At 48.2% G+C, this 26,889-nt stretch carries 28 protein-coding genes; 8 read left to right on the forward strand and 20 right to left on the reverse strand.

Annotated elements, in window-relative coordinates; translation table 11 throughout:
• Positions 1 to 73: 73 nt before the first annotated feature.
• Positions 74 to 1,246 carry an MFS transporter gene (locus tag BW42_RS07220; RefSeq protein ID WP_035408988.1) on the forward strand — a complete coding sequence of 391 codons (1,173 nt, stop codon included), beginning with the start codon at positions 74 to 76 and terminating at the stop codon, positions 1,244 to 1,246.
• Positions 1,247 to 1,298: 52 nt separating this feature from the next.
• On the opposite strand, the gene BW42_RS16020 is transcribed toward BW42_RS07220, so the two are convergent.
• The 5 genes from BW42_RS16020 to BW42_RS07245 all read right to left on the reverse strand — a co-directional run bounded on the left by BW42_RS16020 (position 1,299) and on the right by BW42_RS07245 (position 8,370).
• Positions 1,299 to 2,408: an MFS transporter gene (locus BW42_RS16020; RefSeq protein WP_081780388.1), complete on the reverse strand. Its 1,110-nt coding sequence runs from the start codon at positions 2,406 to 2,408 to the stop codon at positions 1,299 to 1,301.
• A gap of 144 nt (positions 2,409 to 2,552) precedes the next feature.
• Positions 2,553 to 5,108 carry a sensor histidine kinase gene (locus BW42_RS07230; RefSeq protein WP_035408990.1) on the reverse strand — a complete coding sequence of 852 codons (2,556 nt, stop codon included), beginning with the start codon at positions 5,106 to 5,108 and terminating at the stop codon, positions 2,553 to 2,555.
• A gap of 207 nt (positions 5,109 to 5,315) precedes the next feature.
• Positions 5,316 to 5,762 (reverse strand): hypothetical protein, encoded by a 447-nt coding sequence (locus BW42_RS07235; RefSeq protein ID WP_035408992.1) that lies wholly within the window; start codon positions 5,760 to 5,762, stop codon positions 5,316 to 5,318.
• A gap of 71 nt (positions 5,763 to 5,833) precedes the next feature.
• Positions 5,834 to 6,253 (reverse strand): hypothetical protein, encoded by a 420-nt coding sequence (locus BW42_RS07240; protein WP_035408994.1) that lies wholly within the window; start codon positions 6,251 to 6,253, stop codon positions 5,834 to 5,836.
• A complete protein-coding gene (locus tag BW42_RS07245) occupies positions 6,253 to 8,370 on the reverse strand; it encodes a type IA DNA topoisomerase (protein ID WP_035408996.1) in 2,118 nt (705 codons plus the stop codon). The genes BW42_RS07240 and BW42_RS07245 overlap by 1 nt, the downstream gene beginning before the upstream one ends.
• Positions 8,371 to 8,414: 44 nt before the next feature.
• Between BW42_RS07245 and BW42_RS07250 the strand changes: the two genes are divergently transcribed.
• Positions 8,415 to 9,314 (forward strand): DMT family transporter, encoded by a 900-nt coding sequence (locus tag BW42_RS07250; protein ID WP_035408998.1) that lies wholly within the window; start codon positions 8,415 to 8,417, stop codon positions 9,312 to 9,314.
• Between the two features lie 43 nt (positions 9,315 to 9,357).
• On the opposite strand, the gene BW42_RS07255 is transcribed toward BW42_RS07250, so the two are convergent.
• Entirely contained in the window at positions 9,358 to 10,818 is a 1,461-nt protein-coding gene (locus BW42_RS07255) for an MDR family MFS transporter (RefSeq protein WP_035409000.1), read from the reverse strand.
• Positions 10,819 to 10,963: 145 nt separating this feature from the next.
• On the opposite strand from BW42_RS07255, the gene BW42_RS07260 reads away from it, so the two are divergent.
• Complete coding sequence (locus tag BW42_RS07260; RefSeq protein WP_035409002.1) at positions 10,964 to 11,779, forward strand: SDR family oxidoreductase; 816 nt, start codon at positions 10,964 to 10,966, stop codon at positions 11,777 to 11,779.
• A gap of 42 nt (positions 11,780 to 11,821) precedes the next feature.
• Here BW42_RS07260 and BW42_RS07265 read toward each other — a convergent pair whose 3' ends face one another.
• From BW42_RS07265 to rnz, 7 genes are read right to left on the reverse strand one after another with little or no spacing between them, the layout of a single operon-like run.
• Complete coding sequence (locus tag BW42_RS07265) at positions 11,822 to 12,193, reverse strand: hypothetical protein (protein WP_035409004.1); 372 nt, start codon at positions 12,191 to 12,193, stop codon at positions 11,822 to 11,824.
• A 27-nt stretch (positions 12,194 to 12,220) separates the two neighbouring features.
• Positions 12,221 to 12,784 (reverse strand): hypothetical protein, encoded by a 564-nt coding sequence (locus BW42_RS07270; protein ID WP_035409007.1) that lies wholly within the window; start codon positions 12,782 to 12,784, stop codon positions 12,221 to 12,223.
• On the reverse strand, positions 12,781 to 13,734 hold the full coding sequence (locus tag BW42_RS07275; RefSeq protein ID WP_035409009.1) for an ABC transporter ATP-binding protein: 954 nt from the start codon (positions 13,732 to 13,734) through the stop codon (positions 12,781 to 12,783). The genes BW42_RS07270 and BW42_RS07275 overlap by 4 nt, the downstream gene beginning before the upstream one ends.
• Positions 13,670 to 14,389, reverse strand: a complete 720-nt coding sequence (locus BW42_RS07280) for a hypothetical protein (RefSeq protein ID WP_035409011.1) — start codon at positions 14,387 to 14,389, stop codon at positions 13,670 to 13,672. Before BW42_RS07280 ends, BW42_RS07275 begins: the two co-directional genes overlap by 65 nt.
• A complete protein-coding gene (locus BW42_RS07285; protein WP_035409014.1) occupies positions 14,367 to 14,771 on the reverse strand; it encodes a DUF4430 domain-containing protein in 405 nt (134 codons plus the stop codon). The genes BW42_RS07280 and BW42_RS07285 overlap by 23 nt, the downstream gene beginning before the upstream one ends.
• A complete protein-coding gene (locus BW42_RS07290; RefSeq protein WP_035409016.1) occupies positions 14,768 to 15,664 on the reverse strand; it encodes a hypothetical protein in 897 nt (298 codons plus the stop codon). Before BW42_RS07290 ends, BW42_RS07285 begins: the two co-directional genes overlap by 4 nt.
• Positions 15,665 to 15,667: 3 nt before the next feature.
• On the reverse strand, positions 15,668 to 16,573 hold the full coding sequence (gene rnz, locus BW42_RS07295) for a ribonuclease Z (RefSeq protein WP_035409018.1): 906 nt from the start codon (positions 16,571 to 16,573) through the stop codon (positions 15,668 to 15,670).
• A gap of 108 nt (positions 16,574 to 16,681) precedes the next feature.
• Between rnz and BW42_RS07300 the strand changes: the two genes are divergently transcribed.
• Positions 16,682 to 16,861 carry a hypothetical protein gene (locus BW42_RS07300; RefSeq protein ID WP_023467629.1) on the forward strand — a complete coding sequence of 60 codons (180 nt, stop codon included), beginning with the start codon at positions 16,682 to 16,684 and terminating at the stop codon, positions 16,859 to 16,861.
• A gap of 61 nt (positions 16,862 to 16,922) precedes the next feature.
• Here the strand turns inward: BW42_RS07300 and BW42_RS07305 are convergent, their stop codons facing one another.
• Together BW42_RS07305 and BW42_RS07310 are read right to left on the reverse strand one after the other, a co-directional pair.
• Positions 16,923 to 18,047 (reverse strand): M20/M25/M40 family metallo-hydrolase, encoded by a 1,125-nt coding sequence (locus tag BW42_RS07305; RefSeq protein ID WP_035409019.1) that lies wholly within the window; start codon positions 18,045 to 18,047, stop codon positions 16,923 to 16,925.
• Positions 18,048 to 18,278: 231 nt separating this feature from the next.
• Positions 18,279 to 19,232: an aromatic acid exporter family protein gene (locus tag BW42_RS07310; RefSeq protein ID WP_035409021.1), complete on the reverse strand. Its 954-nt coding sequence runs from the start codon at positions 19,230 to 19,232 to the stop codon at positions 18,279 to 18,281.
• Positions 19,233 to 19,318: 86 nt separating this feature from the next.
• Between BW42_RS07310 and BW42_RS07315 the strand changes: the two genes are divergently transcribed.
• The 4 genes from BW42_RS07315 to BW42_RS07330 all read left to right on the forward strand — a co-directional run bounded on the left by BW42_RS07315 (position 19,319) and on the right by BW42_RS07330 (position 23,249).
• Positions 19,319 to 20,395 carry an N-acetylglucosaminidase gene (locus tag BW42_RS07315; RefSeq protein WP_035409023.1) on the forward strand — a complete coding sequence of 359 codons (1,077 nt, stop codon included), beginning with the start codon at positions 19,319 to 19,321 and terminating at the stop codon, positions 20,393 to 20,395.
• A gap of 57 nt (positions 20,396 to 20,452) precedes the next feature.
• Positions 20,453 to 21,388: a manganese-dependent inorganic pyrophosphatase gene (locus tag BW42_RS07320; RefSeq protein ID WP_035409025.1), complete on the forward strand. Its 936-nt coding sequence runs from the start codon at positions 20,453 to 20,455 to the stop codon at positions 21,386 to 21,388.
• Positions 21,389 to 21,472: 84 nt separating this feature from the next.
• A complete protein-coding gene (gene fadH / locus BW42_RS07325) occupies positions 21,473 to 22,237 on the forward strand; it encodes a 2,4-dienoyl-CoA reductase (RefSeq protein ID WP_035409027.1) in 765 nt (254 codons plus the stop codon).
• Between the two features lie 298 nt (positions 22,238 to 22,535).
• Positions 22,536 to 23,249: a ZIP family metal transporter gene (locus BW42_RS07330; protein ID WP_035409029.1), complete on the forward strand. Its 714-nt coding sequence runs from the start codon at positions 22,536 to 22,538 to the stop codon at positions 23,247 to 23,249.
• Positions 23,250 to 23,312: 63 nt separating this feature from the next.
• On the opposite strand, the gene BW42_RS07335 is transcribed toward BW42_RS07330, so the two are convergent.
• From BW42_RS07335 to BW42_RS07355, 5 genes are all read right to left on the reverse strand, one after another.
• Complete coding sequence (locus tag BW42_RS07335) at positions 23,313 to 23,951, reverse strand: HD domain-containing protein (RefSeq protein WP_035409030.1); 639 nt, start codon at positions 23,949 to 23,951, stop codon at positions 23,313 to 23,315.
• A complete protein-coding gene (locus BW42_RS07340) occupies positions 23,933 to 24,469 on the reverse strand; it encodes a GNAT family N-acetyltransferase (RefSeq protein ID WP_035409031.1) in 537 nt (178 codons plus the stop codon). Before BW42_RS07340 ends, BW42_RS07335 begins: the two co-directional genes overlap by 19 nt.
• A gap of 65 nt (positions 24,470 to 24,534) precedes the next feature.
• Positions 24,535 to 25,257: an amino acid ABC transporter ATP-binding protein gene (locus tag BW42_RS07345; RefSeq protein WP_035409728.1), complete on the reverse strand. Its 723-nt coding sequence runs from the start codon at positions 25,255 to 25,257 to the stop codon at positions 24,535 to 24,537.
• 13 nt (positions 25,258 to 25,270) lie between these two features.
• Positions 25,271 to 25,930 carry an amino acid ABC transporter permease gene (locus BW42_RS07350; RefSeq protein WP_035409731.1) on the reverse strand — a complete coding sequence of 220 codons (660 nt, stop codon included), beginning with the start codon at positions 25,928 to 25,930 and terminating at the stop codon, positions 25,271 to 25,273.
• 57 nt (positions 25,931 to 25,987) lie between these two features.
• Positions 25,988 to 26,761: a transporter substrate-binding domain-containing protein gene (locus BW42_RS07355; RefSeq protein WP_035409033.1), complete on the reverse strand. Its 774-nt coding sequence runs from the start codon at positions 26,759 to 26,761 to the stop codon at positions 25,988 to 25,990.
• Positions 26,762 to 26,889 lie beyond the last annotated feature (128 nt).

The following is a 26,889-nucleotide window of genomic DNA, read 5'->3' on the forward strand; positions in this document are numbered from 1 at the left end:
TGAGGGCGTCCAATGTAAGTCATTCTGAATTCTCACTCCTAACTAAATACGTACGATATGGAGGTCATTCAGAATGAACCGGTTTACGCTTTTATTGGTCAGTCAATGGATTGCGAATGCGGGAGATGCGCTCTATATCGTCTCCCTGATCGCGATGATCTATCAAACGACAGGGCAAGCGAGTCTCGCTGCCCTGTTTCCCGTTCTCGTCACAGCAGGCATGACAGGAAGCGGCTTCTTATTCGCCCAAGTCGCTCAACGTGTTCCCCATGCCTCGTTGTTGTTCGGCAGTCAACTCCTCAAGACGATTCTCTTAGGCATCATCTGGGGACTTGATTTACCACTGCCACTTATCCTCGCACTCGTTGGATGTATCGCTTTCTTCGACGGATTTGCTCGTCCGATCGAAAGTGCCTTCATCCCTCGACTGTGTCAGGATGTCCAAAAGGCTAACAGTCTCGTACAAGGTTCGAATCAAGTGATTCAGCTCATCATGTGGCCGCTCGGCGCCATTCTGGTCAGCTGGTTATCGCCGCTTTCCGTCTTGTCCGTCTCGGCCGGTCTGTTTTTAGGTGCGAGTCTCATCAGCTATCTGTTCTATCGAAGCGTCCGCTCTCTACCCGACCCTTCGATGGAAGGGGAAGACGTTTCCTTCCGGTCGAGTATTCGCTACACGCGAGCGCATCCATTCGCGAAAGCCAACACGTATCTCGTCGGAATCGATGCGTTCGTCAGTACGGCTTGGATTTCTGCTCTGTTCCTCGTCTACATCGATACACATTTCCAGCTATCGGAACGCTGGTGGGGCATTCTAAATGCCTTCTATCTGCTGAGCATGATTGCCGGTAGTTACATGATGTTACGTCATCGTGGAACGCGTTCGTTGCTTTATCGCAGCATCGGCTTTTCGATTGCTGCGACCTTCTTGTTTGCTTTCGCTCCAATCGTCACACTTGCCGTGATCGCTTGTCTGTTCCAAGGGTTTGCCAGTCAAGTCCGGGCGATCGAGCTGAATACGTTGTTGCAGACGACGACACCACTCGAACGGTTACCGTATGTCTATAGCGTGCAACAAACCGTTTATGCACTCTGTTTCTGCCTCGGCAGTCTATTGTTCGGATGGCTTGCCGATGTGTTTGTGATCGAGCTTGTCTATGCGCTCGCAGGAGCCCTCTCCTTGTTGATGTGGCAACCGGCTCGCCAGCTATTGGCACATTCCTCTCAGGAGCAACGACACGTGTCGTAATAAATGACAGTCAAAAGGACAAAGGTCAATGCACCTTTGTCCTTTTTTTGATTCAGTTCTGACGCGTGCGCGTCACACTATACAACAGAAGCAACATAAGTGAGACGAGACCGAGCGCGGCATAGGTCATCTGAAGCGAGAAGACACGTTCGACGAAGACGAATAGCGTACCGGTTCCAAGCACAGCTAAACGTTCAATGACTGAGATCAGCGACGTAAACGTTGCGCGTCCATTTGTCGGCGCAACATCTTGGATAACCGTGGTCACATAAGGCTCAGCCCAGCCATAGCACAAGTACAGCATACCGAGTAAACCGATACTGACGAGCGGAGAGGCAACCGACAATCCGGCAAGACACACGATATAGATCATCGCCCATCCGACGGGCGATCGGAACCGAGATAAGGACGCACCAATCGCCTGCATGATTTGGAATAACACGAAGACGAATCCGAAATGGACCATCGGTATCGTTTGATCCCGTAGATAGAGTTGCCAAAACTCATCAACGAAATCAATCGTCGCCCCGTATAACAAGACAAGACAAAGAATTCGGACGTAGACGCGTCGAAACGAGAGTCCTATTAGCAATGTCTTCAACGAACTCGTCTCTCCGTCTTGTTCTCGCGCTGCTTCCTTTAAGAAAAACGTCAGGAGTACTGTTCCGAGCAAAACCCACCAAGACACGTGATAGTGCCAGATCAAGTCTACCGATCGCACGGCGTAACTCCCGACGAGTGCCGCAAGTCCAGACGTCAACAAACCACCGATTGAAATCACTCGCCAGACCGTCTCGAATCGCTCTTCTCTCCTATGCATTCGCAATGTTTCATAGACGTGGGCTTCAAGCGCTCCACTAAGTGCTGCGCCACCGATGCCAGTAAGGACCATCGCCAAGAGGAAAGCAGGTAATGAGTAGGCTTCAAGCAACACCGTAAACGATAACCACTCACATACGAAACCAGCCAGAATGAACGTCTTTCTGCCCCACCGATCGGATAACAAACCGAACGGAACCTCACCAATCAACATGACCCAAGCAAAGACGATTTCTGCGATGACGACGTCGGAAATGCTCATTCCCCGGTCTTCCCAGTAAAAGCGCTCAATCACATACGCTGGAATGAACGAACTACTGGCTTCGATCAGGATCCAAAGAATGAACGATCGTCGGACTTAACAAGGCCATCTGCTTCGCCGCATCTCCTCACTTCCTTTCTATTTGATAGTAGTTAATTCCCGTTTTGCAGATGAAACCAACAAAAAAACGCCCTTTGATTAAAAAATCAAAGAACGCTTTTGACATTAACATTCATCTGCCGATTCCGTGACCGGTACGACGGACTGGACGATCGGTAGTTCGACGATGAACGCGGACCCGACACCTTCCGTTGATTCGACATGAATCATTCCTTCGTGCGAACGAACGATTTCCTGACAAATCGCAAGACCAAGTCCGGTACCACCGATTTTTCGACTATCCGAATTATCGACTCGGTAAAACTTACTAAACAGTTGTGGTAACGCGTGACGCGGAATGCCGATTCCCTCATCTTCGATCTTCAGCTGGACACGATCTTCGACTTGACGCATCGTGATCGTGATTTGACCACCATCCGGTGAATACTTGATTGCATTGTTGATCAGGTTCGTGAACAGCTGACGCATTTTTTGTTCATCAGCATGAATCCGCCCCGTCGTCGTTTCTTCAAAATCAAGGACTAGCTCGTGATCTTTTGCCGAAGCCGTATGGAACTCGACCGTTTCCTGAATGACTTTCGTCAAATCAAGCGGTTTGAAGTCATACTGCTGCTGACTCGATTCCATGCGCTGGACATCGAGGAAGTCGTTGACGAGGTTCGTCAACCGTTCGGTTTCCGCATGAATCGTCTCGAGATACCGTTGACGTTTTGATTCCTGGACGTCGCGCGCGAGCATCAATTCCGTGTAGCCGTAAATCGAGGCAAGCGGTGTCCGCAACTCATGCGAGACGGTCGAGACGAATTCCGATTTCATCCGGTCGATCGCTGTCTCTGCCGTCACGTCACGTAAGACGAGCATCGTACCGCGGAAACAACCACCGTAATGAATTTCCTCTGCATACAGCGTGACGAATCGCTCTTCCTTATTTAAGGACAACGCCAAGCTCTCCGTCGGAATTTCCTGACTGCAGACATGATCCATGTAGGTTAAGAACGCCTCATGTTGATCGACTTGCACTGCCAACTCTTCGATTTTGACGTCGAGCGTCATCAGTCCTTCTTCCGCCACTTGATCGTGCGCCGGATGATGGAATAAAGCGAGCAATGGTTTATTGGCAAAAATCGTCTCTCCTTCGATATAGATGACCGCTTCCCGAATCGAATGGAGAAGTTTGGACGTCTTTTCCCGTTCTCGTTCGACTTCTTCGAAGACACGCATCCGGAGCAAGGAGAGTGCCAATTGACGGGAGAACGACCAGATTTCGTTCGTCTGCTCTTCCGTAAAGGCATCCCGGTAACGGACGAGATAAATGCTTGCAATCATTGTGTTCGTCGCTGGATCCATCACCGGTACGACGATTTCGTACATCGCGTACGGATATGGGAGCGGATGATGACTCGCGACTTGTTTCGTCGAGCGAACAGCACGCTTGTTTTGACGTGTGCGTTCGAGTAATGACGTCGAAGCATGTAATAACTGGTGCTCCTGAGCTGCCGTCATCCCGTAAGAGACGAGATCCGTATAGCGGTCTTGCTCTAGGAAGACGATTGCTCCGAGCTCCGCATCGGTAATCGTAATCAATTTTTCGATGATCGCCGGATACGCCGTCAACGTTTCGCGAGACGCAAGTGTCTCGGTCAACTCATTGCGATAACGCAAATGGGTCTCGTTACGTAACGTGATGTCGAGTGCTTCTTCGAGTTCTTCCTGTTGCGATTGAAGTTCTTCTTGCTGGGCAATTAATTCTTCCTGTTGACTTTGTAGTTCGTCGTTACTTGCGACGAGTTGATGTTTTTGCCCGGAAATGGCGGCTGCCATCTGGTTGAACGTCGTCGTCAACTCACCAATCTCATCTTGACGATTCGTGATGACGATCGGTGTCGCATCCTCACCTTTAGCGAGTCGTCCACTTTCCCGGTTCAACTGACGCAACTGACGCGTCAAGCGGCGGACGAATGGTCGGACGAAAACGAGAGTAATCAATAAGAGGATTGCAATATTGACGGCTCCGAGAATTTGCGACGAGTTGACTTGTTTACCAAGCTGCTCTTGCGCCGCCATCTCTTGATCGTTTAAGGAATTACGATATTTTGTGAAGACCGTCTCCATATCAACGATACTTGAACTCATATCAGCCGCACTCTTCGTCTTGATGTTGAACTTCCGCTGTGGATCGAGTGGTTTTGATTTCGTAACCTTTCCAAGCGTCGGCATCTTCAAGAACGGTTCCGTCACTTTGCCGTCTTTTTTCGCCGCGACATAATTGACGAGGCTCGGCATGACGCGTTGGGTATACGCTGTATAGAGTTCCCGTGCGTCCGTTGCATACTGCCGTTCTTCTTTGAAGCGTGCATTGCGCTCGAACCATGTCGTTTGTCGATTGATGCCATTTTTCTTTGCTTCGATTTCTTTTAACATCTCTTCGTCACCAAGCAAGACGAAGCCACGCATCTCGTACTGCATGCTTTGCCATGATTCGTACAAATCGGTCGCCCGTGTCCGATGTTCGTTTAACATCTTTAATTCTTGGCGTGATTCATCCACCTGTTGTTTCGTATATAGGTAGACACCACCTGTCGTTAGCAGCAGTGTCAGAAAAATCACATAAAACGCAGACATGATTTGCCGTCCAATCGTTCGATTCAGCCATGTTTTCATTAAAGGAATTCAACTCCTTTCCCTTTATCTTTCTCCAGCAATAAAGGTATTCCCGTCCATTCATTGTAAACTTTTTTCAATCGATACACAGCATTCTGCTCAAAAAGATTTCAATTTCATACAACTTTAATCTAAATCGTTGTATATGACAATTAGATGTCACGATTCAATCGTTTCCAACAAAAAAAGAGCCCAGCAGGACTCTTTTCAATGATGATGGTGGTGACTATGGCTCCGAACTGGCTGTTCATCCGCTAAATGATCCGCATCCAAAATGCCAAGTCGTAAATACTGGGCTAAGACTTGTTTTTCAGTCGTTTCAGAAATCTGATCTGCTCCTTGAATGAGCCTTAAAATACCGGTCGCAATCCGTAACGGTTCAAGGTTCGTCTTTTCGACCGGAAAACTTGTTAGCGTTTCTAAGTAAGCGACGTAGTTTAGTGCATCTGATTCCACTGGACTGACAAGACGCGCTGCATGCTCGCGCAGTTGTTGCGTCAATGAATTTGTTGAGATTCCTTTTGAGGCTGAAGAGATGACTCCGAACAGAATGAAACCGATGATGAGAACGAAAAATCCGACCATGAAAATCGGCATACCTGAAAAGAAGCCGTCGCCTCCCAGTTCGCTTTCCATGAATGCTACTGTGAACATGATGAGCCCTCCAAATGAATAGAATAATAACGATCACTTATCCTACGTTATCCTCTTCAAGAAAGTTTCACCTAGTTAGGTAGTTTTTGTAATTCGGCTTGGAACCAGTCTTCAACGAAGAACCGTTCCGTCTCCGTCTCGATTTGATACGAATACAACACCTCAAAGTCACCCTCTGTCAACATCGGTAACGTCAATTCGCGTACGAGTTGACGTAACTCCTCCGTCAGTTCAGCTTCATAGCGGATGAATCCATCTTCCCGGTGCTCGACTTCCGTCAAGTATGGGAGGAGGATATGCTTGCCGAATGATTGTGGATCATCGATCACTTCTGCTGTCACACCGAATAGTTCTTCTGCTTCTTCGACGAGTCCTTCTGCTGACTGCACCTCAATATGATCCGGAAACCAGACCGTTAAGCGGTGCCCTTCCTGTAAAAGTCGTTCAAAGACAGGACGAAACGTTTGATTTTGAATCAGTTCGTATTGCATCAGTCTTCCCCTTTCGTGAATTCAAATTTTAATTGTTCGCGTTCGAGATAAAGCATCGCCTTGAACTGGCGGGCATTCTTCTTCATCTCGAGTGGCTTCGTTTTTTGTCCAGCGAGTACCTTTTTGACTTCCGTTTGTGTCAATCGAGCACCAAGGATCGTTTTCGGTAACGTAAAGCCGCAGTTGTTTTTTTGATACCCACTACAACCATAGAACTTCCCACGATCAAGAACCGCTGATTGGCACAGCGGGCACGGACCAACCGGACGATTTGTCGCACCACGCGGGGACTTACTCTTGACTTGCGTCGGATCAACAGCGAGTTGTTCGATCCGTTGCTTGGCATCAACGACGAGATGCTCCGACAGTTTCTTCGCCTGTTCAATGAACTGGGCGGCAGACGCTTCCCCTTTACCGATTTGCTCGAGACGGCTCTCCCACTTCGCTGTCATCTCTGGCGAAGCAAGAATACTCCCCGTCACGGCATCGATCAAGATCCGACCTTTTGGCGTCGGATGAATCTCTTTTTTGACGAGTTTGATGTATTCCCGCCGTTTTAGTCCGTCGATGATCCCGGCACGGGTCGCTTCCGTCCCGAGTCCCTCGACTTCCTTCATGATCGCTTGCAGCTCGTCTTCAAGCAACTTACCAGCTGTTTTCATACCGAGGATGAGCGTCCCTTCCGTATAGCGTTTCGGCGGCTCCGTTTGTTTCTCGAGCAGACGACAGCCTTTGATCGGCATCTCTTGTCTTCGTTCGACGGCTGGCAATTCGACTTCTTTTGACTCGATTTGTAAGACTTGTTTAAAACCCGGATCAATCGTCCGACTGCCGCGTGTCAAAAAACGGTCCATCTCACGCGTCGTCACGATTTCCGTCTTCTCCGAGACGGCGTCCGGTGCAAAGGCAGCAAGGAAACGGCGAACGATTAAATCGTAGACTTGCGCATCTCGTCCAGAGAGCTTGGCGACGGCACCCGCCTCTTCTGTTGGAATGATCGCATAGTGGTCGCTGACCTTCGCCGGATTGACGTAGCGTTTATCGTTTGCTGGATTGTTCGTCAGGACATCCTTGATTGGACTATATTCCGCTTGTTTTAATAACCGATCAAGAATGACTGGGAACTGTCCCGCTTCCTCTTTGGTCACGAAGGACGAGTCTGTTCGCGGATAACTGATCCAACCACGGATATAGAGTTTTTGCGCGATATCGAGCGTCTCTTTTGCACCGAGACCAAACCGTCGGCTCGCTTCGGTTTGTAAGAGCGATAAACTGAACCAAAATGGCGGTCGTTCCGTCTGCCGTTTTTTCTCGATGGAGGCGACGATTCCGATTCCTTTCGTCCGATCCACGATTGCTTGTGCCTGTTCCCGATCACTCAGCTTCGTCTGTTTCTGCGCATTGATATATTTTCCTTTGTATCGCGTAAAATCCGCCTCGACTTCATAATATGTCTCCGGTCGGAAATCCTCGATCTGTTTTTCCCGTTCGACGATCAGTGCAAGCGTCGGTGTCTGGACTCGTCCGAGGGAAAAGACGTCGGCGATGCCCTTCTTCTTCAGTAACGTCGTATACGCACGGGACGCATTCATCCCGATCAGCCAATCGGCGCAAGCGCGACTCATCGCCTCATGGAAGATGTTCTCTGTTTCCTTTCCATCAAGCAGATTCGCAAACCCATGGTCAACGGCTTGCGGCGTCAGACTCGAAATCCAGAGTCGTTGCAGTGGTTTTGCGTTGTTCGCGAGACGTAAGATCAATCGGACGATTGCCTCTCCCTCTCGCTCGGCATCCGATGCTATAATGATGGAAGTCGTCGTCCGCTCATTCAATAATTTTTTGATGACTTGGTACGGTTTACTTTTACCTTTTGCCAGTCGGTAATCAAATCGTTCCGGGATAATTGGCAAATGGTCATAGTTCCATCGTTTCCACTTGGCGTCATAATGCGCCGGCTCCTGCAGTTCGCATAAATGTCCAACCGCGTAGGCGAGTTTTGCCCCTTGCGGAAATCGGTCACACGGTTTGATTTCGATATAGCCGTCCCGCTTCACAGACGGATACGGAGCTGCCAGTTTTTCAGCTTGTTTTGGTTTTTCAGCAATGATCAATTGCACACGCTTCACCCTCATTTCCTTACTTCAGACATGTGGAGGTACCCATGCCCTATTTTACGTTATTCATGGCTTTATTCTTTATTTCAACATCGGCAATCTTCGTCAAATGGGCGGAGACCCCGATCGAGGCTGTCGCCTTTTACCGCATGCTGTTCTCGACCTTATTGTTGCTCCCACTCATTCGCTTGAAGGAACTTTTGCAACTCAGTTCGTCGACGATTCGGCATATGCTATTAAGTGGCATTTTGCTCGCCGGGCATTTTTGGCTGTGGTTTCTCTCTCTTGATTATACGACAGTTGCGAGCTCAACGCTCTTCGTGACCGCAAGTCCGATTTTTGTCCTTGCCGGTAACGCGTTATTTTTCAAACAACACCCGTCGCGCAAGGCACTCCTGTTCGTCGCTGTCGCCTTGTTCGGTGGCGGTCTCGTCGCTTACGGAGATATCGCCGTCGGCATGCGCGCCTTGATCGGGGACGGTCTTGCTTTGCTCGCAACGATTTTAGTCGCTGGTTACTGGTTGCTCGGTCAACACGTCCGCACAAGCGTTTCGACGAATCTCTATTCGTTCGGTGTCTACGCTGTCGCGTCGCTCGTCTTGCTTTTGTTATCATTGATTCAATCAACGAATCTCGTCGCTGCGTTCCAACAAGACTGGTGGCTGTATATTCTTCTTGCCGTCTTCCCAACGTTACTCGGTCACAATTTATTCAACTGGGCGCTCGCTCGTGTCAGCGCTAGCATCGTCAGCATCACGATCCTTGGCGAAGCGGTTTGGGGCATGATCTTTGGGTATTATCTGTTTAACGAGAAGTTAACATGGATTCAAATCACCGGTGCTGCTTTACTCTTGATTGGAATCGGATTGTTCCTCCGACGCAATGAACGTGATATTCGTGAACAGCTCGCCCAGCGTGAAAGTGCCACTAGTCAATCTTCCTCATGACAAAAGCGAACCAGGATGATGATCATCCTGGTTCGCTTTTTCGTTACGATCGTGGATCGTCAGGTCGAACTTTCGGTAAACGCCATGTCATCACAAACGCAAGAATCGCACAAAGGACTCCGCCAATGAAGACGTAACGTAATCCATGCGACAACGCAATTTCTGCCGCATACTGCACGTCTTGCCCGAACTTTTTAGCCGTACTTGATTGGAAGAATGGATCAATCGCGTACCCTGAAAGCGTGTCCGACGCTGCAAACGAACGAAGGATGGATAGGTTGAAGATCGTACCGAAGATCGCAACACCAAGCGTCTGCCCCGTCGTACTCAAGAACGAGTTGACGGCCGTCGCTGAGCCACGAAGTGACCAATCGACGGAAGTCTGCAAGACGACCATAAAGACGGGTTGCGAGAGACCAAAACCAATTCCGATCAGCGAAACGGCAAGATAGATGAAAACATCACTTGATTCGCGCGTGATCAACGATAAAATTACTGTACCGACGATCAGCAGCCCCATTCCTGTCATAGTCCGGTACCGGGGTGAGGCGACACCAATCGTCCGTCCACCGATGATGGCGGTCAGCGTCCAAAAAAGCGACAGTGGCATCAACATGAAACCAGCTTCGGTCGGACTCTTCCCGAGTACCCCTTGGGCAAAAATCGGAATATACGCTGACATCGAGACGAGCACCCAGGCGGAAAAGAAGACCGCTAAGTTGATCACGAGAATGACCGGATGGCGAATGACTGCTGGTGGCAAGAGTGGATCGCTCGCCTTTTTCTCGACCCGATAGAACGTGAACAATAATACGAAACTAATGAAAAAGCTCGCTAGAATGATCGGCCGCAAGAACGTCTCCGACTCACTGCCCGACAATAAACCGTACAGAAACGCACTCATCCCGAGCGCAAACAATAAGGCACCCCGGTAATCGATTTTCCGCTCCGTTTCCCTGACCGTCTCTTTGTAGTAAACGACGATCATGAAAAACGATAACAAGGCAAACGGTACGTTTAGTAAGAAAATATACCGCCACGAAAGCGATTCGACGAGGAATCCACCGACAAGTGGTCCAGCGACACCCGAAATCCCCCACACGGCACTGAGCACTCCTTGGATTTTCCCTCGTTCCTCATATGTATACAAATCACCGATGATCGTCATCGCGATCGGCAATACAGCTCCTGCCCCGATTCCTTGAACGGCGCGGAAAACGATCAACATCTCCATCGATTGAGCGAGTCCACAGGCTAACGAAGCGACGGTGAAGACGCCAATCCCGAATAACAGAACCCGTTTTCGACCATATAAATCTGCCATCTTGCCGTAAATCGGCGTTGATACCGCCATGAACAATAAGAACCCGGCAAAGATCCAACTGACTAATTTCGCCCCGTTCAATTCACTCGCCATGACAGGTGTTGCTGTTGCAACGATCGTCCCCTCGATCGCGGCTAAAAACGTCGCGAGCAACAAGGCGACGGTTACTTTTTTCCTCATCTGTTCCACTTCCCCTCTACTGTTCTATCATACTGGTTGGACCAGTGATAAGAAAAGTAAATGCTTACTAAACAGGATTCGCGGGAACGGTATGGAATGGTATACACTAGACTCAGATTCACGATTTCGAATGGAGGAATGTCCTATGTTACGAAAAACGGCACTGATTACCGGTGCATCAGGTGGAATCGGACTCGATCTCGCTGTTCTCGCAGCGCGCGATGGTTTTGATTGTGTCCTTATTGCCCGCAATGAGAAAAAATTGAAGGAGCTTCAACAGATCCTTGAAAAACGCTATCAGATCAAGGTCTATGTATTCGCTGCTGATTTATCACTAAGCGACAACGTTGATCGTCTCGTGCAATACTTAGAGGAACAAGAATTGACGGTCGATCTATTGTTCAATAATGCCGGCTTCGCCACGTCGGGACGCTTTGCGGAAATCGATCCAACAGAAGACATTAACTCGATTCAGGTCAACGTCGTCGCCTTGACGGATTTGACGAAACGTCTCTTACCGGGAATGGTCGAACGTGGCTTCGGACGCATCTTGAATGTCGCGTCGGTCGCTGCCTTCATGCCAGGACCATACATGAGTGTCTACTATGCAACGAAAGCCTATGTCCTGTCGTTCTCGGAAGCACTTGCGACAGAAGTCGACGGCTCGGGTGTCAGTGTGACTTGTCTCTGCCCAGGACCGACCGATACGAACTTCTTCGACCGGGCGAACATCACGCTACCGTTCAAGAGTATGCCGTCACACCTCGTCGCATTCGCTGGGTACCGTGGCATGCTCAAAGGACGCCGCGTCGTCGTTCCAGGTGTAAGCAACCGGGCCATGGTTTCCTTGTCTCGTCTCCTGCCGCGTCGTCTCCTAACGGAAGTAACAGGAAGAATCCAAAATCCTGCACGTCAGCAAGAATCCTCGACAGAAGAAGATCTCCTGTACGCGAATTCATGAAAAAACGGAAGAGCCAGATATCTGGTTCTTCCGTTTTTGTATTTACGCTTCGCGATGACGAAAGCGTCGCGTCACATAACGTTTGACGCGATCAAATGTCATCGTATAATGATACAGATAACGAACGACGAGCGCACCCGTGATTGAGACGAGGTACCCCGTCGATAAGACGAGTAACCAGGAAACAATCGCGAGGAACCATGAACTCTCGAATCGTAAATATTGCCATTGTAATCCTTCTGATGAGGTAATCAACATGGCGCCCGGGAAAACGGAGGCAGCGAGTAAGTAACAAGCGGCGTAGCGTCCTCTAATGGTACCTTTCATCAACAAAATACTACCAAACACTAAGCCGATGCTCGAGACGATGAGTAACATGACGACATAAGCAAGCGAAATCGATGATCCCAGCATATGCCTTCCCTCCTGTTCGGTATGTTACTATTCTGTACCCCTCTTTTCATCGAATGAATGCAAAATTCGTAAAAAAATCGGAAACAATATCCAGATGAATACCGCGTTACTGAATCCATGAAGTAAGTCAAACGTTCCCCCGGTCACAAGTAATGTCAAAAAGGCTTGCCACGAGAACCCGGTTAATACCAAGAAACCGAGATTGCTCACCCATCCATATAAAAAGCCAGCAAAAAAACCATACCCGGTCAATACGATTCGGGATCGAAGAAACGGAATGAATCCTAAACTGGCAATCGTTGCATACGCCAGCGCCTGAAAGAGGACGAACGGACCGCTTCCTAAAAATAAACTCGTCAATACGACGATGAGCATCCCAGAGATAGCACCGGCGATTGGATGAACGAAGACGGCTACTAATAAGACGAGGGCCGTTGCCGGCTGAATGTTCGGCAAACTGGAAAACAACAAACGTCCAACGATTGCCGCTGCCGTCATGATAGCGATGAACCGTAATCGTTGATCTGTCACCTGAAGTCTCTCAAACATGATCAAGAACAAAGAAACGATCAGAACCGTTACGACGATCATACGAACAACCGACTTTCTTGTAAAAAGTGCTTCGTTGGTCCATCGAAAGCCACTTCTCCGTGCACGAGATAGATGATCCGCTGTGCTGCCCGAATTAGAACTGGATCATGCGTCGCCATAACGATCAGATTTGTTGGATTCTTCTTCCACGATGCGACAAAATCCATTCGTGCGCTGTCATCAAGTCCAGCCGTCGGTTCATCAAAGTAATAGCTGTCTTTACTCCATTCGATACCGTCCAAGAGACGTTTTTTTTGCGTCGTAAAACTACCGCTTCGATCGTCTAATGGCGCAAGCATCGGATGCGCTGGTACATAATGCGTCTCCCCCGACCGCCGGACTTTTCCGTATAGCGGGCGCTCGACACCGAGCGCGAGTCGTAGTAACGTCGATTTCCCACTACCATTCGCACCGACGATCGCAATGCGTTCACCTTGGTGAAACGACAATTTTTCTGTCACGAGTGCATAGCGTGTCTGTAACGGATAACGGTGTTGGACGTTTTCGATCCGATTCAGGATACGACCTGTCAGTTCAGTGGCGCGACTCGTGATGGACAAGTCGGATTGTATCGTCATCGAGCAATGGATCTGACAACCAAACCGTCGTTCGATTTCTTCAAGCAATCCCATTAATCTCTTTCGCCTGACATGATCAAGAAAGAGGAACGGTTCCGACAAGAACAGGGTATTTGGTGACGAAGACAAGGCATGACCGAGTCCGACGAGCTGTTGTTCCCCAGCCGAAAGTTCACTCGACTCCGCTTCAAAAAAGGCTTCTAAGCCAAGTAAGGTCGCGAGTTCTCCGGCTCGAAACAAGGAGACGGTCGCAAGCAAGTCCCGGACACGTCCATGTAGGAGGCGCTCTGGTGTCAAGACTGATTGATCATGCTCGATTGCCTGATGTCGCAGTCGCTCTTCTCGATCGTTGTCGGTATACATGATAGGCATCCCGCATTCCTCCCTTTGTAACTAATAATGATATTGGTAGCAACAGAGCCGAAGCGATTGCCCATGATGTGAAACAAAGCAGGACTCCCATTGTTAGCAGGACTCCGGTCTGAACATCCCGTCGCGCGAACGGTCGTAAACGAGACGGTGCCGCTTCGATCGGGATGATATGATAGGCCGCCATCCGTTCCAGACGAATGCCAAGCGACGCATCAGGATGACTCATCTTAACCTCCGGCCAAGTCCGTAAAAACGAGGGAATTAGTGCCAGGACCATACCCGTCAATCGTGTTAGTCGGGGTAGGAAACGAAACAACGGTCCCATCTGATCAAGTCGAACTAACGTGAAGATCCATTGACTTGAGGTGACGAATAATGTCACCTGGATCGTCGTTTCATATATGGCAAACGAATCGATGCTTGCTCCATATAAGAGTGGTACACACATCATGACGGCATAGAGAGCAGGAAGTAAGAGATATCGAAAAATAGTCCGCTCTTGAACGAATAAGAACAAGAGTAGATGATAGACCACGATGATCGTTTGATCGTGTGTGAGGACGAATGGAATCGTAATCATCCCGATGAAAAAGAGAGCGACGTTCACTGGGTGAAGTCGCTCCCGTTCTGGTTTACTCAAAATAAGCCATTGCATCTTTTTCAAACCGCCATTCGAGACGGTCTCCTTTTTTCAGTTCATAACTCCCGGCACCGACTTCCCCGGGTTTTCCGTTGACACCGAAGACCCAGCCACTCCCTGCTCCAGCTGACTTTTCACGAATCCCATCGACTGCCGTTACATATGCCATCTCACCTTTACCTGTTTTAACGACATCAAGCGTTGTATCTTCAAGCGCATCCAGTGCTGTATCTTTTTTATTTAAACACACGTCTTTATCGAATAATGTCTTATCCTTGACGTGATCCACGACCGACACCTTGACTTCGGTCTCACAAGACGCTGTTTGTTGTTCCTCTTTTGCTTCTGCGCAACCGGCAAGTAACACGATACTTGCAGCAAATAACCATTTTTTCATCGTACGACTCCTTTTCGCCTTGAGGTCTCAAAGCTGTAATTGTATAACAGAATGGTTTTGTCTCGTAATGATTGACCGTCAGACCGCAGATAGGTCAGGCGAATCGCATTCGCTAAGACATCGTCCCCTGTATTAACATACGGAATAAGTTTTCCTTTGTCATCAATCAAAAATACTGTCGCATCCTGCAGACTAAACGTTTCGTAGAGCCCATCGAGATCCATCTCGACATAGGGGGTTTTGGAATCATGTAAAATCTCATGCATCGAGAGTTTTCGTAACGTCTCAAACGATTGGTTCGCATCAATCAGTTTTTGATAATACGATATCAATGATTTCGTTGCCAACTCTTCACGTGGTCGATAGGAAATCGTTCCGGTCAACTCTTGATAACTGACATCATAACGAATGAACCGTTTCGGAGTTTGGACGAGCATCTCAAACGAAGCATTCCGTAGATTCCCGCCTCGATCGAACATTAGCTGGCTTTGTTCCAACCGTAATCCGTCTTCTCCTACACGGCGTTCGACTTGTGCGAGAAAGCGATCGAACGAATCATCCGTGATGGTCACGCGACCAATCTGTTGAGTTTCTTCCCGCAACGTTCCGGCATCAAACGGTCCGAGGAACAGTTGAAACAGGAAGAACAAGAACCCGAATAATGCCATGTATCGTTTATAACGTGAATTCTTTTTCGGATGCAACACGATCAAAAAGATGATGATGCCGAGCGGTAATTGAATATCATAGACTGGAAACGACACGGCGCCGAGGCACGCATAAAAAATGAACTTCATATACAAGTATGTTTCTTTTTCCGTTCGCCGTTCAAGTAAAAACGCTAAGCCACTAGCAGCCAGTAAAAAGAGTGCCCATAAAATGAGAAAGTCCATCTTTTACCCTTTGACCGGGACGACCCGGTGATCAAACATGAGATGGCTGTTTGCAAATACTTCTCGTGCCTCTTGTTCCAGTACTTCTTCTTGATCGACATAACGCGCAGATACGTGCGTCAAGAGGAGCTTTTTTACCTGCGCCGTATCCGCGATGACAGCTGCCTGTCGAGCAGTCGAGTGACCGAAGCGTCCCGCATGTTCGACTTCTCGATCGGCAAACGTTGCTTCATGGACTAATACATCGACATCTCGCGCGAGCTCTATCGACGCCGCGCACGGCATCGTATCGCCAAGAACCGCTAGCTTGACACCTGGTTTGGGAGATTCTAAAAAGTCAGACGATGCGTAGACCGTGCCATCGAATTCAAAGGTTTCTTCCAGTGTGATTCGGCGATAGAGTGGACCGGAAGGAACTCCAAGTGCCTTCAGTGCATCGACACGCAATGCCCCACGCTCTTCTGGTCCTTCTAGGCGGTACCCGAACGCCGGAAAACGGTGCTCAAGTGACCGCACCGTCACGCGGAAACCATCTTGTTCGTATGTTTGACCATCTTCGACTTCAACGATCTGGAGTGGATAACGTAAATATGTTCCTGTAATCCTTAATGTCGCGTCCATCCATTCCTTAATCCCTGTCGGTCCATAGATCGTTAGCGGTGTCGTTCCTTCTAAGGCAGCTCGCGTACTGATAAATCCTGGTAATCCAAAAATATGATCCCCATGTAAATGGGTGATGAAGATCGCGTTGACTTTTCGTGGTTTAATCGGACTGTGTAAGATTTGATGTTGCGTCGCCTCTCCACAATCGAACAACCAGGTCATTTTGGGGTGTAACAAGGCAATCGAAGTAACGTTCCGTTGTTTTGACGGCATACCGGCTCCTGTCCCTAAAAAATAAAATTCCATCTTTTTCCCCTTTTCGTAAAATTAGCATTTTTTATACACAAAATACACCTTTCGTCTGTTGAAGCATGGTAAACTGTACCTATTCAGATTTGGAAGGTGGTTTTTTCCATGACTAAGATTGAACGGACATATGCCCGGATCGTCCGGGAAGCCCGTAAACTAAACGAGAGTTATCGGCAAAAATACGGAAAGTCGATTCAAATCGATGAAATCGCTTCGACCTTATTATGTACAGAAGAACTCGTTTTAGAGTCTATGGAATATGTGGATCGTCCTCAAGTAGTTTAATCGTACAATGATAAAGAGTGTATCGCAATGTCGCGATACACTCTTTTTGTGTTCCATCAGCTTATTTGTTCGTGATGTAATCGACTAACGTCACACAAAGTTCCGCTGTTTTGACGAGTTCTTCGATTGGCATCTTCTCATTCGTCGTATGGATATCTTCATATCCGACCGCCAAGTTGACCGTTGGAATACCGAAACCAGCGATGACATTGGCATCTGATCCGCCACCAGAATGCAAGAGACGTGGTGTACGTCCAAGTTGTGTGATGGCTGCTTTTGCGACTTCGACAACTTGATCTCCATCTTCGAACTTGAAGCCTGGGTACATGACTTTGACTTCCACTTCGGCACGACCACCGAGTTCTGCCGCTGCTTCTTCAAACGCCGCTTTCATCTTCTCAGTCTGCGCTTCCATCTTCGGAGCAACAAGTGAACGTGCTTCCGCGAAAATTTCTACATAATCACAAACGATGTTCGTTGATGGACCACCACCGCTGAACCGTCCGATGTTAGCTGTCGTCTCTTCATCAATCCGACCGAGTGGCATCTTCGCGATGGCTTTTGAAGCAATCGTAATCGCCGAGACCCCTTTTTCTGGTGCGACACCAGCGTGAGCTGTTTTTCCAAAAATCTTCGCATTGACTTTTGCTTGGGTTGGAGCAGCGGTGATGATGTCCCCTACTTTTCCGTCTGAATCGAGTGCGAAACCGTAATCCGCATCAATTTTCGATGAATCAAGGACCATCGCCCCAACAAGTCCAGATTCTTCACCAACTGTAATGACGAACTGGATTTTTCCGTGTGGTTGTTTTGTCTCATTGAGTACATGAACGAGTTCAATTAGTGAAGCGAGTCCCGTTTTATCATCTGCTCCAAGAATCGTCGTGCCGTCCGTCTTGACATAACCGTCCTCGATGATTGGTTTGATTCCTTGACCCGGGAATACTGTATCCATATGGGAAGTGAAATAAATTTTATCGATCCCGTCTTTTGTTGCCGGAAGCGTGACGATCAAGTTATTTCCTTTGTGTTCCGTCTTAGACGAAGCGTCATCCTCAAAAACGTCACATCCGAGATCCTCAAACGTTTTTTTCAAGTGAGCACAAATCCGTGCTTCCTCTTTTGATTCCGAATCGATCTGGACAAGCTCTAAAAACGTATCCAATACGCGTTGTTCATTGACCATGACAAAAACCTCCTCTAATATACTTCAATCCAATAGCGCTTTATTAGTATACCATCCTGACAGCCATTTGCACTTCTGAAAGGTTGTTTGTACAATGGCAGTAATCAGTCGATATGAGAGAGGAGGACATGACGATATGGCAAGACCATCGAAACAACAACGGATCATTAAATGGACGACGATCGGAATCTTAGCGATTTTCCTACTCGGAACATTCGCTTCAACGATGTTCTATTTCTTTTGATTGACGTAGCGTTGTTTGAGACGCAAATATTGCTCTGCTTCCTGCAGCATATGCAACAAGGCAGATCGAACCTCGAACTCCTCCCGCGTGACGGGTAAGGCAGAGGCACGAAAACGCGTCAATAGCGCTTCTAGTTCTAAAATGTATACCATTGCGTCGGCTTCAGGTCGGACATTGTCGCCAATCGTCCGAAAGAAGGCGGCGACTTTTTTTCCTTCTTCGACAACGAGAACAAGTTCCTCCGCATGATGGACGATGCCACGTAGGAGCTCGAATTGTTGTTCGCGCATCCGGAAATAGGCATAGTCCTCATCGTCATTACGTCGACCGATCGCATTCCCCATCCGTTTTAAGGCAGCATCTTTTCCCTCATGTAACAGACGTTCCGTCTCGTCAAGCGTCAACGCATGATGATTGACTCTCCCTGTCTCGATCGCGGCCGCGACTTCATAGAATAAGGACGCGATCCGTTGATCAATTTTTTCCCGTCGGTCGTCGATCAACAAATCAAGACTTGGCATGTACATGTTGACAAGCATTCCGACACCAACACCAATTCCGAGCAATAAGGATTCATTCAACAGGATGTGTGCGTTGAGCTGACGTTCAGTATACAAATGTGTCAGTATGACGACACTCGTGATGAAACCGTCCTGAAGTCGGAGGCGTTGAACGGATGGAAGGAATAAAATGAAATAGATCAATAACGTAACCGGACGATAACCGATGACTTCGAACAGAATGAATCCAAGTACGATGGCAAGTAATGACGCCATGATCCGTTCGTAAGACGACCGAAACGTCTTCTTTCGTGTCGATTGGATACTCAAGATCGCAATGATCGCAGCAAAGACGTAATAATCGAGCTTAAGTCGCTCCGCAATCCACATCGCGAGCGCGGCAGCGACTGCCGTCTTCAGCGTTCGATAACCGATTTGCATCAGGTTCACCTCCCTTTTGTTTTTCTTTGTTAGACTACCTACGTTGGACACGAATGTCCATTGCTTTTTAAAGGACGTGATTTTCTTTGACGACACGCACTATCCGTCCTGGTCGCCCCGTGCGCCGGACTAGCTCACTAAAAGGATTACTCTTCTTTTTCCTCATCGGCATTCTCTTGTTCTTTTGGCTTCGTGAGGAACCGAAGACAGTTTTATCCCCACCGGCTCCTTATACAGCTGAGCGCTATGAGAAAGGTACAATCAACGAACAAGACTTCCAAACGTTCGCCGAGGCAAAGGAGTATGCGGGTCAGCGTGGTGCTGTCAAGCGTTCATCGGACGACCGCTACGTCTATCTCGGTGGACAAGGTACCGGAATCGTCGATGATCGCGGTATTCTGTCGATTCATCATGACGCCGATTTAAAGAAACGGCTTACCTATGTCGCTTCCGGCACACGCGTCCAATTGCTTCAGTTCGGTGAACAGACGAGTCGCGTCAGCGTCGCAGGCGCAACTGGTTATGTCCCAACGGATCGCTTACGTCCGTTCCCGGCAGAACGTGTCTCGAATCCGTCGTACTATCAGACGAAGGGAAATCGACTCCTTCACTACATCGTTGCTGACGGTGGACTTGGTGGATTGATTGTCGCTGGTGAAGCGACGAACGCGACGTCTCGGACGAGCAAATACGTCGAATCGAAGACACTGACACGTGATTTGACGAAACCGACGCGCCTGAGTGCCAAACAACTCGATGCGTTCATTAAGGAGCAAGCGCCGGACAGCCCTTTGGTCGGGAAAGGAAAAGTCTTTAAGTCCGTTGAAAAGAAATACCGGGTCAACGCGGCCTACCTGCTTGCACACGCCATCCACGAATCCGACTATGGACGGTCTGAGATTGCCCGCGAAAAAAATAATCTATTCGGCGTCAATGCGACGGATTCTGCCCCGGGAGAAGATGCAACTGCTTATAAATCCTTGACGGATTCAATCGAGCAGACCGGCCGATTCATCGCAAAGGATTATCTCGATCGGGATGGACGTTATTTCCGTGGGGCGTACCTCGGGAACAAACAAAAAGGCATGAACGTCTTTTACGCGTCAGACCCCTTCTGGAGTGAAAAAATCGCTGGTATCCTAGTGAAAATGAACGCCTTCTAAATCCGAGATATGATACACTATAGGGCGAGACAACAATCATTGAGGAGTGAACACGTCATGGAAAAAGTTTTAGTATTTGGTCATAAAAATCCTGATACCGATACAATCACATCGGCAATCGCTTATGCAGAATTAAAGAAAGCGCTCGGTGTCAATGCCGAAGCAATCCGTCTTGGTGAGATGAATGATGAAACGTTATTCGCGCTCGATACGTTCAAAGTTTCAGCACCACGTCTAGTGACAGAAGTCGCGACAGAAGCGTCACACGTCATCTTAGTCGACCACAACGAACGTCAGCAAAGTGCGAACGATATCGACGCTGTTACCGTAACAGAAGTCATCGACCATCACCGAATCGCAAACTTCGAGACATCGGATCCTGTCTATTACCGGGCAGAACCAGTCGGTTGTACAGCAACGATCCTTAACAAACTCTACAAAGAGCATGGTGTTGCAATCAAACCAGAAATCGCTGGTCTGATGCTATCAGCGATCATTTCTGACTCGCTTCTGTTCAAATCACCGACTTGCACAGAGCAAGATATCATCGCAGCTCGTGAACTCGCAGAAATCGCCGGTGTCGATGCGAACGTCTACGGTCTTGAGATGCTCAAAGCTGGAGCTGATCTCTCGAAGAAAACCGTTCCTGAATTGATCTCACTTGACGCAAAAGAATTCACGATGGGAACACTCAAAGTCGAAATCGCTCAAGTCAACACGGTCGATACAGCTGAAGTCTTGCTTCGCCAAGAAGAACTCGAAACAGCGATCAACGAAGTCATCCTTGCAAAAGGTCTTGATTTGTTCGTCTTCATCGTCACGGATATCTTGACGAACAACTCAGTCGGACTCGTCCTCGGGAAAGAAGCGAATCTCGTCGAACGTGCTTATGGTCTTGAAGCGACGAACAACCTCGTCTACCTCGAAGGTGTCGTTTCACGTAAGAAACAAGTCGTTCCTGTTTTAACAGATACAGCTCTTGCAACACAATAAGTAAAAAAAGAAGGAGTTCGCTCCTTCTTTTTTGAATAAAGAATATGAATGGTCGTTCATTCATTACATAAAGGAGGAATCAATATGACACAAACAATCATGGTGACGGGTGGAACAAACGGTATGGGAAAAGCGATGGCAATCGCTTTAAAGGAAGCTGGCTGGAATGTCGTCGTTACAGGACGTGACGCAGAACGCTTGCGACTGATGGATGAAGCATTGGAACAGATTCAAGGCGAGCATCTGACGATTCAGATGGATGTCCGTGACGCGGACGCTTGTCTTGCTGCTGTCAAGCAAGCACGCGAACGGTTCGGTCGTCTCGAGGCATTAATCAACAATGCTGCCGGGAACTTCATCTGTCCAACCGACGAATTATCGCCGAATGGATGGAAGACGGTCATCGATATCGTCCTCAACGGGACATTTAACTGCTGTCACGCTCTTGTCAAGGGTTGGCAGGAAGATCAAGTCGCTGGCGGTCAAATCGTCAATATCGTCGCTTCTTATGCATGGCAGGCCGGCGCTGGTGTCGCTCCGAGTGCTGCTGCAAAAGCCGGCGTGCTGAACTTGACGCGGACGCTTGCCGTCGAATGGGGCTATAAATATCAAGCCCGTGTCAACGCGATCAGTCCGGGACCGATCGAACGAACGGGTGGTGCCGATAAACTCGCTTTATCACCAGAACACGCGGAACGAATTCGCCGCAACGTCCCACTCGGTCGATTCGGAACACCGGAAGAGATCGCGACGCTCGCAAGCTGGATGGTATCAGATCAAGCCCGCTACTTGAACGGAGAATGCATCGCTCTTGACGGTGGTCATTGGTTAAATAAACAACCATTCTGATGATTGAGATTTAATCACTTAAGAAGTCGTTCTCCACAAAGATAAGAATGACGCGTTTCACGCCACTCCTACAGGAAAAAGCGCATTTTTGCGCTGTCAGAGACGAACAAGATCTGCTTTCCTGCTTGAATGAAGCAGGAAAACTAGCTTGTGTCTCGCCTGAGGAAAGAGCGTGAAAAGACGCGGCATTCTTTTTTGGAGTCAGCCCCTTACATTTGTCTCGAACTATTTTTCTTTCTTTTCGCTATGTTTATGAATTATATAGAACAGGTAGAAAGTACAAGAAGGAGGCGATCATATGTGGGGTGCGTTCGGTTGGGGTGCGTTAGCAGGTGGCGCCGTTGTCATTGGCGCCTTGTTTGGACTGTACTTACCCTTAAAACAACGACTGATCGGTTACATCATGTCGTTTGGAACAGGAATCTTGATTGGAGCAGCGACATTTGAGTTGCTCGATGAGGCATTAAAGAAATCAACAACGTTCGTCGTCGCGATTTCCTTTATCGTCGGGGCACTTGTCTTTACGGGCTTTGACTTGTTCGTCTCGTCACGCGGCGCGAGTAAACGGAAACGCTCGTCTGGTGGGAATGAGGGCACGGGGACGGCGATTTTCTTTGGGACGATTCTTGATGCCATCCCAGAATCAATCATGATCGGTGCCAGTCTGTTATCTGGAAATGTCAGCGCGGCACTCGTCGCGGCAATTTTCGTCAGTAACATCCCGGAAGGTTTATCGAGTACGACGGGGTTACGAAAAGATGGCTTTTCGAAGAAAAAAGTCTTGCTGATGTGGGGAGTCGTCTGGTTAATCTCCGCCCTCGCCTCACTCGCCGGCTATACGGTTCTCGCAGAACTACCAGACATGCAGTTCGCCATGATCGGTGGCTTCGCAAGTGGTGGGATCATCGCGATGCTCGCTTCGACGATGATGCCGGAAGCTCACGAGGAAGGCGGCGCGATCGTTGGTCTGTTCGCAGCACTTGGGTTAATTACTGCCATCATCCTTAGTTAAATACAACATAAGGCGCGTTGTCTGGAAAACGAACCGGACAACACGCCTTATGTGTTAAACAATTTAAAACTCACCTGTTCCTCCCGTAACCCCCTCCCATTCCTCCTTAAAACGAGCCACGAACTCTTCCATGTAGCGATGCCGTTCCTCCGCTAAATGATGGGCCGTCTTCGTATTCATTAAATCTTTTAGTCGGAATAACTTTTCTTCAAAATGATTCAGGGCACTTGTCTCGCCTGTTCGATCACCCGGCTTTCGTGGTGTTAGTCCTGGCACATGCATTGGCTCCCCGAACCGACCAGCGAACTGAAACGTTCGCGCAATCCCGATTGCGCCGATCGCATCGAGACGGTCGGCGTCTTGGACGACTTGTCCTTCGATCGTTCGCATTGGTGGACGTGTGCCATCTTTATAGGACAGGCTCGTGATAATGTTTAAAATCTGTTCCTGTTCCTCCTCTGTCACCTTTCCTTGCAAAAAGGTGGCGACCGTCTCTGCCGTTCCCCCGAGTTTGCTATCTGCTACGTCATGAAGTAAGGCTGCTAATTCGATGATCCGGGTATTCCCGCCTTCCTGTTTTGCAATATGTAACGCTAAACGGCGAACTCGTTCAATGTGAGCATAATCATGACCTGAAAAGTCCGTCGCATGAAACGACCGGACGAACGCTTCCGTTTCTTGAATCATTGTCGACCCCTCCATTCCGGTTCAAGTAATCCATACAGTAACATGTCATGCCGCTCTCCGTCTCGTCGTAAAAAAGCACGGTATCTTCCTTCCTGCACGAACCCAAGTCGCTCGTATAATTTAATTGCACGCAAATTATAATCAAAGACCGTCAATTGAATCCGGTACAGATTCAGCTCCAAGAAGGCGTATTCGAGGATCGTCTGTAGCGCATCCGTCGCATACCCTTGCCCTTCACAATCCGGATCGATGCCGATCATCAACCACGCCGTTCCGTGTGTCGGTAAAATATCTTCTAATGCGACCACCCCAATCATCCGTTCATCTTCAAAGTTCCGAATCGCAAATCGAAACGTCTCCGGTGCATCCGTCGCCATCATCTTTTCAATCTTATCCATGGATAAATGACGATATGGCGTTGCACTAAAATGACGGGCGAATGTCGCATCGTCAAGCAATCGTTGCATCACTTCGGTATCTTCCGGTTGAAAACGTGTCAGACGAGTATGATGACCTTCCAGTAGTTTTTTCATTCTTATCCCCCTCTATATTAAAAATCGAAAAACGCTAACCCCTTTTCAGAGTTAGCGTACGGTGATCATAAAACTTTTTCGAGGAATTTTTTTGCCCGGTCCGTCTTCGGATTGTCGAAGAGTTCGACTGGTGAACCTTCTTCCATTAAAATTCCTTCATCGAGGAACAAGACACGATCGGCGACTTCTTTTGCGAAGCCCATCTCGTGCGTCACGATGACCATCGTCATTCCACTCTCAGCAAGCTGCTTCATGACGTCTAGCACTTCGTTGACCATCTCTGGGTCAAGGGCTGATGTCGGTTCATCGAACAGCATGACGTTCGGTTCCATCGCAAGTGCGCGGGCGATCGCGACCCGTTGTTTTTGTCCACCTGACAACTGATTCGGGTAATTATCACGTTTTTCCGCTAAACCGACACGTTCCAGTAACGTCTCTGCTCGTTTAATCGCCTCGTCCTTTGAAATTCCGAGGACGTTGATTGGTGCGTACGTCAGATTATCAAGGACAGACTTATGCGGGAACAAGTTGAACTGTTGGAAAACCATGCCGATGTTCTGACGTGCTTTCGAGATGTTCGCCTTTGGTTTTGTCAGTTCAAAACCATCGACGATGATCGTCCCACTCGTTGGTTGTTCAAGTAAATTGATACATCGTAGAAATGTTGATTTACCAGATCCCGACGGTCCGATGACAGCGACGACTTCACCGCGTGTAACCGTCGTCGAGATACCTTTTAATACTTCTAATTTTCCGAACTGCTTATGCAAATCGGTGACTTGGATCATAGGTTCCATCTGATTACCCACTCTTTCTCATAGCTTTTTCGACTTGTTGGCCTATCAAGCTCAATCCCATGACAAGAACAAAATATACGAATCCGGCAAACAATAACGGTTCGAAATAGATTGCCTTTTCTCCTCCGACGATTTGCGCCCGGCGCATGACATCAAGTACGCCGACCGTCGAGACAAGCGCCGACTCCTTCGTCAACGTGATCAATTCGTTCATGATCGCTGGGAGGATATTTTTAAAGGCTTGCGGCAAAATGATCGAACGCAGTTGTTTGAAATACGAAATACCGAGCGCGTCTGCTGCTTCCCATTGTCCACGATCAACAGCCTGAATCCCTGCCCGAATGATTTCCGAAATATACGCTCCGGAGTTCAAAGAGAAGGCGATGATTGCTGATTGGTATCCTGTCGTGACATATCCAGTTAGTTGCGGTAATCCGAAGTGAACGATTGCCAGTTGCAAAATCAGTGGTGTACCCCGGAAAATCGCTGTGTAGGCATGACCGATAAAACGGAGGATTCGACTTTTTGTGATTTTTAGTGCCGCGACGACGATTCCGATCAGCATCCCGGCAATGGCTGCTACGATGACGACTTGGAAGAGGACCGGAATGCCCTCGAGAATATATGGAATTGAATCTTGAATCTTTGTAAAGTCTATCATAATCAATCTCCTAACGTCGCACAAAAGGGATGAGGTTACCCCCACCCCCATGCACTTGACTTATTTTGCTTCTTTTTGGAACCACTCTTCTGCTAATTTATCGATTTCACCACTGTCAATCATTTTCTTCAGCTCTTTGTTGAAATCGTCACGCATCTTATCCCCTTTTTTGAAGGCGATTGCTGAACCAGCTGGACCATCTTCTTTAATCTGGTACGTTTTCAGGGAGGCATCTTGATCCATGTATTTGACGGCGACTGCATCCTCGATAATGAGGGCATCGATCCGACCTGTATTCAATTCTTGAATGATTTCTGGAATTTTGTTCAATGGAACCGTTTCGCTGTCTTTAAAGCGGTCTTTCGCGAGTCCCTCTTGAATCGAACCAAGCTGGACACCGATTTTTTTACCTTTGAGTTCATCTTCTGAACTGATCGCTTTATCCTTCGTCATGACTAAGTTTTTCGATTCGAAGTAAATGTCCGTGAAGTCAGCATTTTTCTTCCGTTCTTCCGTTGGTGTCATGCCCGCCATGACGAAATCCACACGACCTGAGCTAAGCGCACCAAGTAGACTACCGAATTCCATATCTTCGATTTTTAATTTATATCCAAGATTTTTCGTAACTTCTTTGGCGATCGCAACGTCGAAGCCGACGATGTCTTCTCCTTTTTTCGTATCGATGTATTCAAATGGGAAGTAATCCGCTGATGTTCCCATCGTCAATACTTTATCATCCTTACTTGATCCACCTGTTGATTCTTCCGACGCGCCACATGCTGCCATTGTGACTGCCAGAATGCCTGCCATTGCCGTTGCTAATAATTTTTTCATTCGAGTTTTCCCCTTCCAACGCTCAATTGTCAGAACTTTAACAATAGTATGACTTATGTGTATGTCCAATTCAATACCGAAAAGCCTGACCTGTTCTATTGCTTTTAGGATATACGAATATTTATTCA

The sequence above is a fragment of the Exiguobacterium sp. RIT341 genome, assembly GCF_000632205.1.
In the GTDB taxonomy this organism is placed as follows: Bacteria; Bacillota; Bacilli; order Exiguobacteriales; family Exiguobacteriaceae; genus Exiguobacterium_A.

Excerpts from the sequence above, each read along its gene's own strand:
- BW42_RS07250 (WP_035408998.1), top strand. The coding sequence starts at position 8,415 with ATGCCCTATTTTACGTTATTCATGGCTTTATTCTTTATTTCAACATCG.
- BW42_RS07265 (WP_035409004.1), bottom strand. The coding sequence starts at position 12,193 with ATGCTGGGATCATCGATTTCGCTTGCTTATGTCGTCATGTTACTCATC.
- BW42_RS07235 (WP_035408992.1), bottom strand. The coding sequence starts at position 5,762 with ATGTTCACAGTAGCATTCATGGAAAGCGAACTGGGAGGCGACGGCTTC.
- BW42_RS07345 (WP_035409728.1), bottom strand. The coding sequence starts at position 25,257 with ATGATCCAAGTCACCGATTTGCATAAGCAGTTCGGAAAATTAGAAGTA.
- BW42_RS07330 (WP_035409029.1), top strand. The coding sequence starts at position 22,536 with ATGTGGGGTGCGTTCGGTTGGGGTGCGTTAGCAGGTGGCGCCGTTGTC.
- BW42_RS07290 (WP_035409016.1), bottom strand. The coding sequence starts at position 15,664 with ATGGACTTTCTCATTTTATGGGCACTCTTTTTACTGGCTGCTAGTGGC.
- BW42_RS07305 (WP_035409019.1), bottom strand. The coding sequence starts at position 18,047 with ATGGTCAATGAACAACGCGTATTGGATACGTTTTTAGAGCTTGTCCAG.
- BW42_RS07260 (WP_035409002.1), top strand. The coding sequence starts at position 10,964 with ATGTTACGAAAAACGGCACTGATTACCGGTGCATCAGGTGGAATCGGA.
- BW42_RS07275 (WP_035409009.1), bottom strand. The coding sequence starts at position 13,734 with ATGCCTATCATGTATACCGACAACGATCGAGAAGAGCGACTGCGACAT.
- BW42_RS07240 (WP_035408994.1), bottom strand. The coding sequence starts at position 6,253 with ATGCAATACGAACTGATTCAAAATCAAACGTTTCGTCCTGTCTTTGAA.
- BW42_RS07255 (WP_035409000.1), bottom strand. The coding sequence starts at position 10,818 with ATGAGGAAAAAAGTAACCGTCGCCTTGTTGCTCGCGACGTTTTTAGCC.
- BW42_RS07320 (WP_035409025.1), top strand. The coding sequence starts at position 20,453 with ATGGAAAAAGTTTTAGTATTTGGTCATAAAAATCCTGATACCGATACA.
- BW42_RS07310 (WP_035409021.1), bottom strand. The coding sequence starts at position 19,232 with ATGCAAATCGGTTATCGAACGCTGAAGACGGCAGTCGCTGCCGCGCTC.
- BW42_RS07340 (WP_035409031.1), bottom strand. The coding sequence starts at position 24,469 with ATGAAAAAACTACTGGAAGGTCATCATACTCGTCTGACACGTTTTCAA.
- BW42_RS07355 (WP_035409033.1), bottom strand. The coding sequence starts at position 26,761 with ATGAAAAAATTATTAGCAACGGCAATGGCAGGCATTCTGGCAGTCACA.
- BW42_RS07300 (WP_023467629.1), top strand. The coding sequence starts at position 16,682 with ATGACTAAGATTGAACGGACATATGCCCGGATCGTCCGGGAAGCCCGT.
- BW42_RS07285 (WP_035409014.1), bottom strand. The coding sequence starts at position 14,771 with ATGAAAAAATGGTTATTTGCTGCAAGTATCGTGTTACTTGCCGGTTGC.
- BW42_RS07335 (WP_035409030.1), bottom strand. The coding sequence starts at position 23,951 with ATGGAGGGGTCGACAATGATTCAAGAAACGGAAGCGTTCGTCCGGTCG.
- BW42_RS07270 (WP_035409007.1), bottom strand. The coding sequence starts at position 12,784 with ATGATCGTCGTAACGGTTCTGATCGTTTCTTTGTTCTTGATCATGTTT.
- BW42_RS07280 (WP_035409011.1), bottom strand. The coding sequence starts at position 14,389 with ATGCAATGGCTTATTTTGAGTAAACCAGAACGGGAGCGACTTCACCCA.
- rnz (WP_035409018.1), bottom strand. The coding sequence starts at position 16,573 with ATGGAATTTTATTTTTTAGGGACAGGAGCCGGTATGCCGTCAAAACAA.
- BW42_RS07230 (WP_035408990.1), bottom strand. The coding sequence starts at position 5,108 with ATGAAAACATGGCTGAATCGAACGATTGGACGGCAAATCATGTCTGCG.
- fadH (WP_035409027.1), top strand. The coding sequence starts at position 21,473 with ATGACACAAACAATCATGGTGACGGGTGGAACAAACGGTATGGGAAAA.
- BW42_RS07220 (WP_035408988.1), top strand. The coding sequence starts at position 74 with ATGAACCGGTTTACGCTTTTATTGGTCAGTCAATGGATTGCGAATGCG.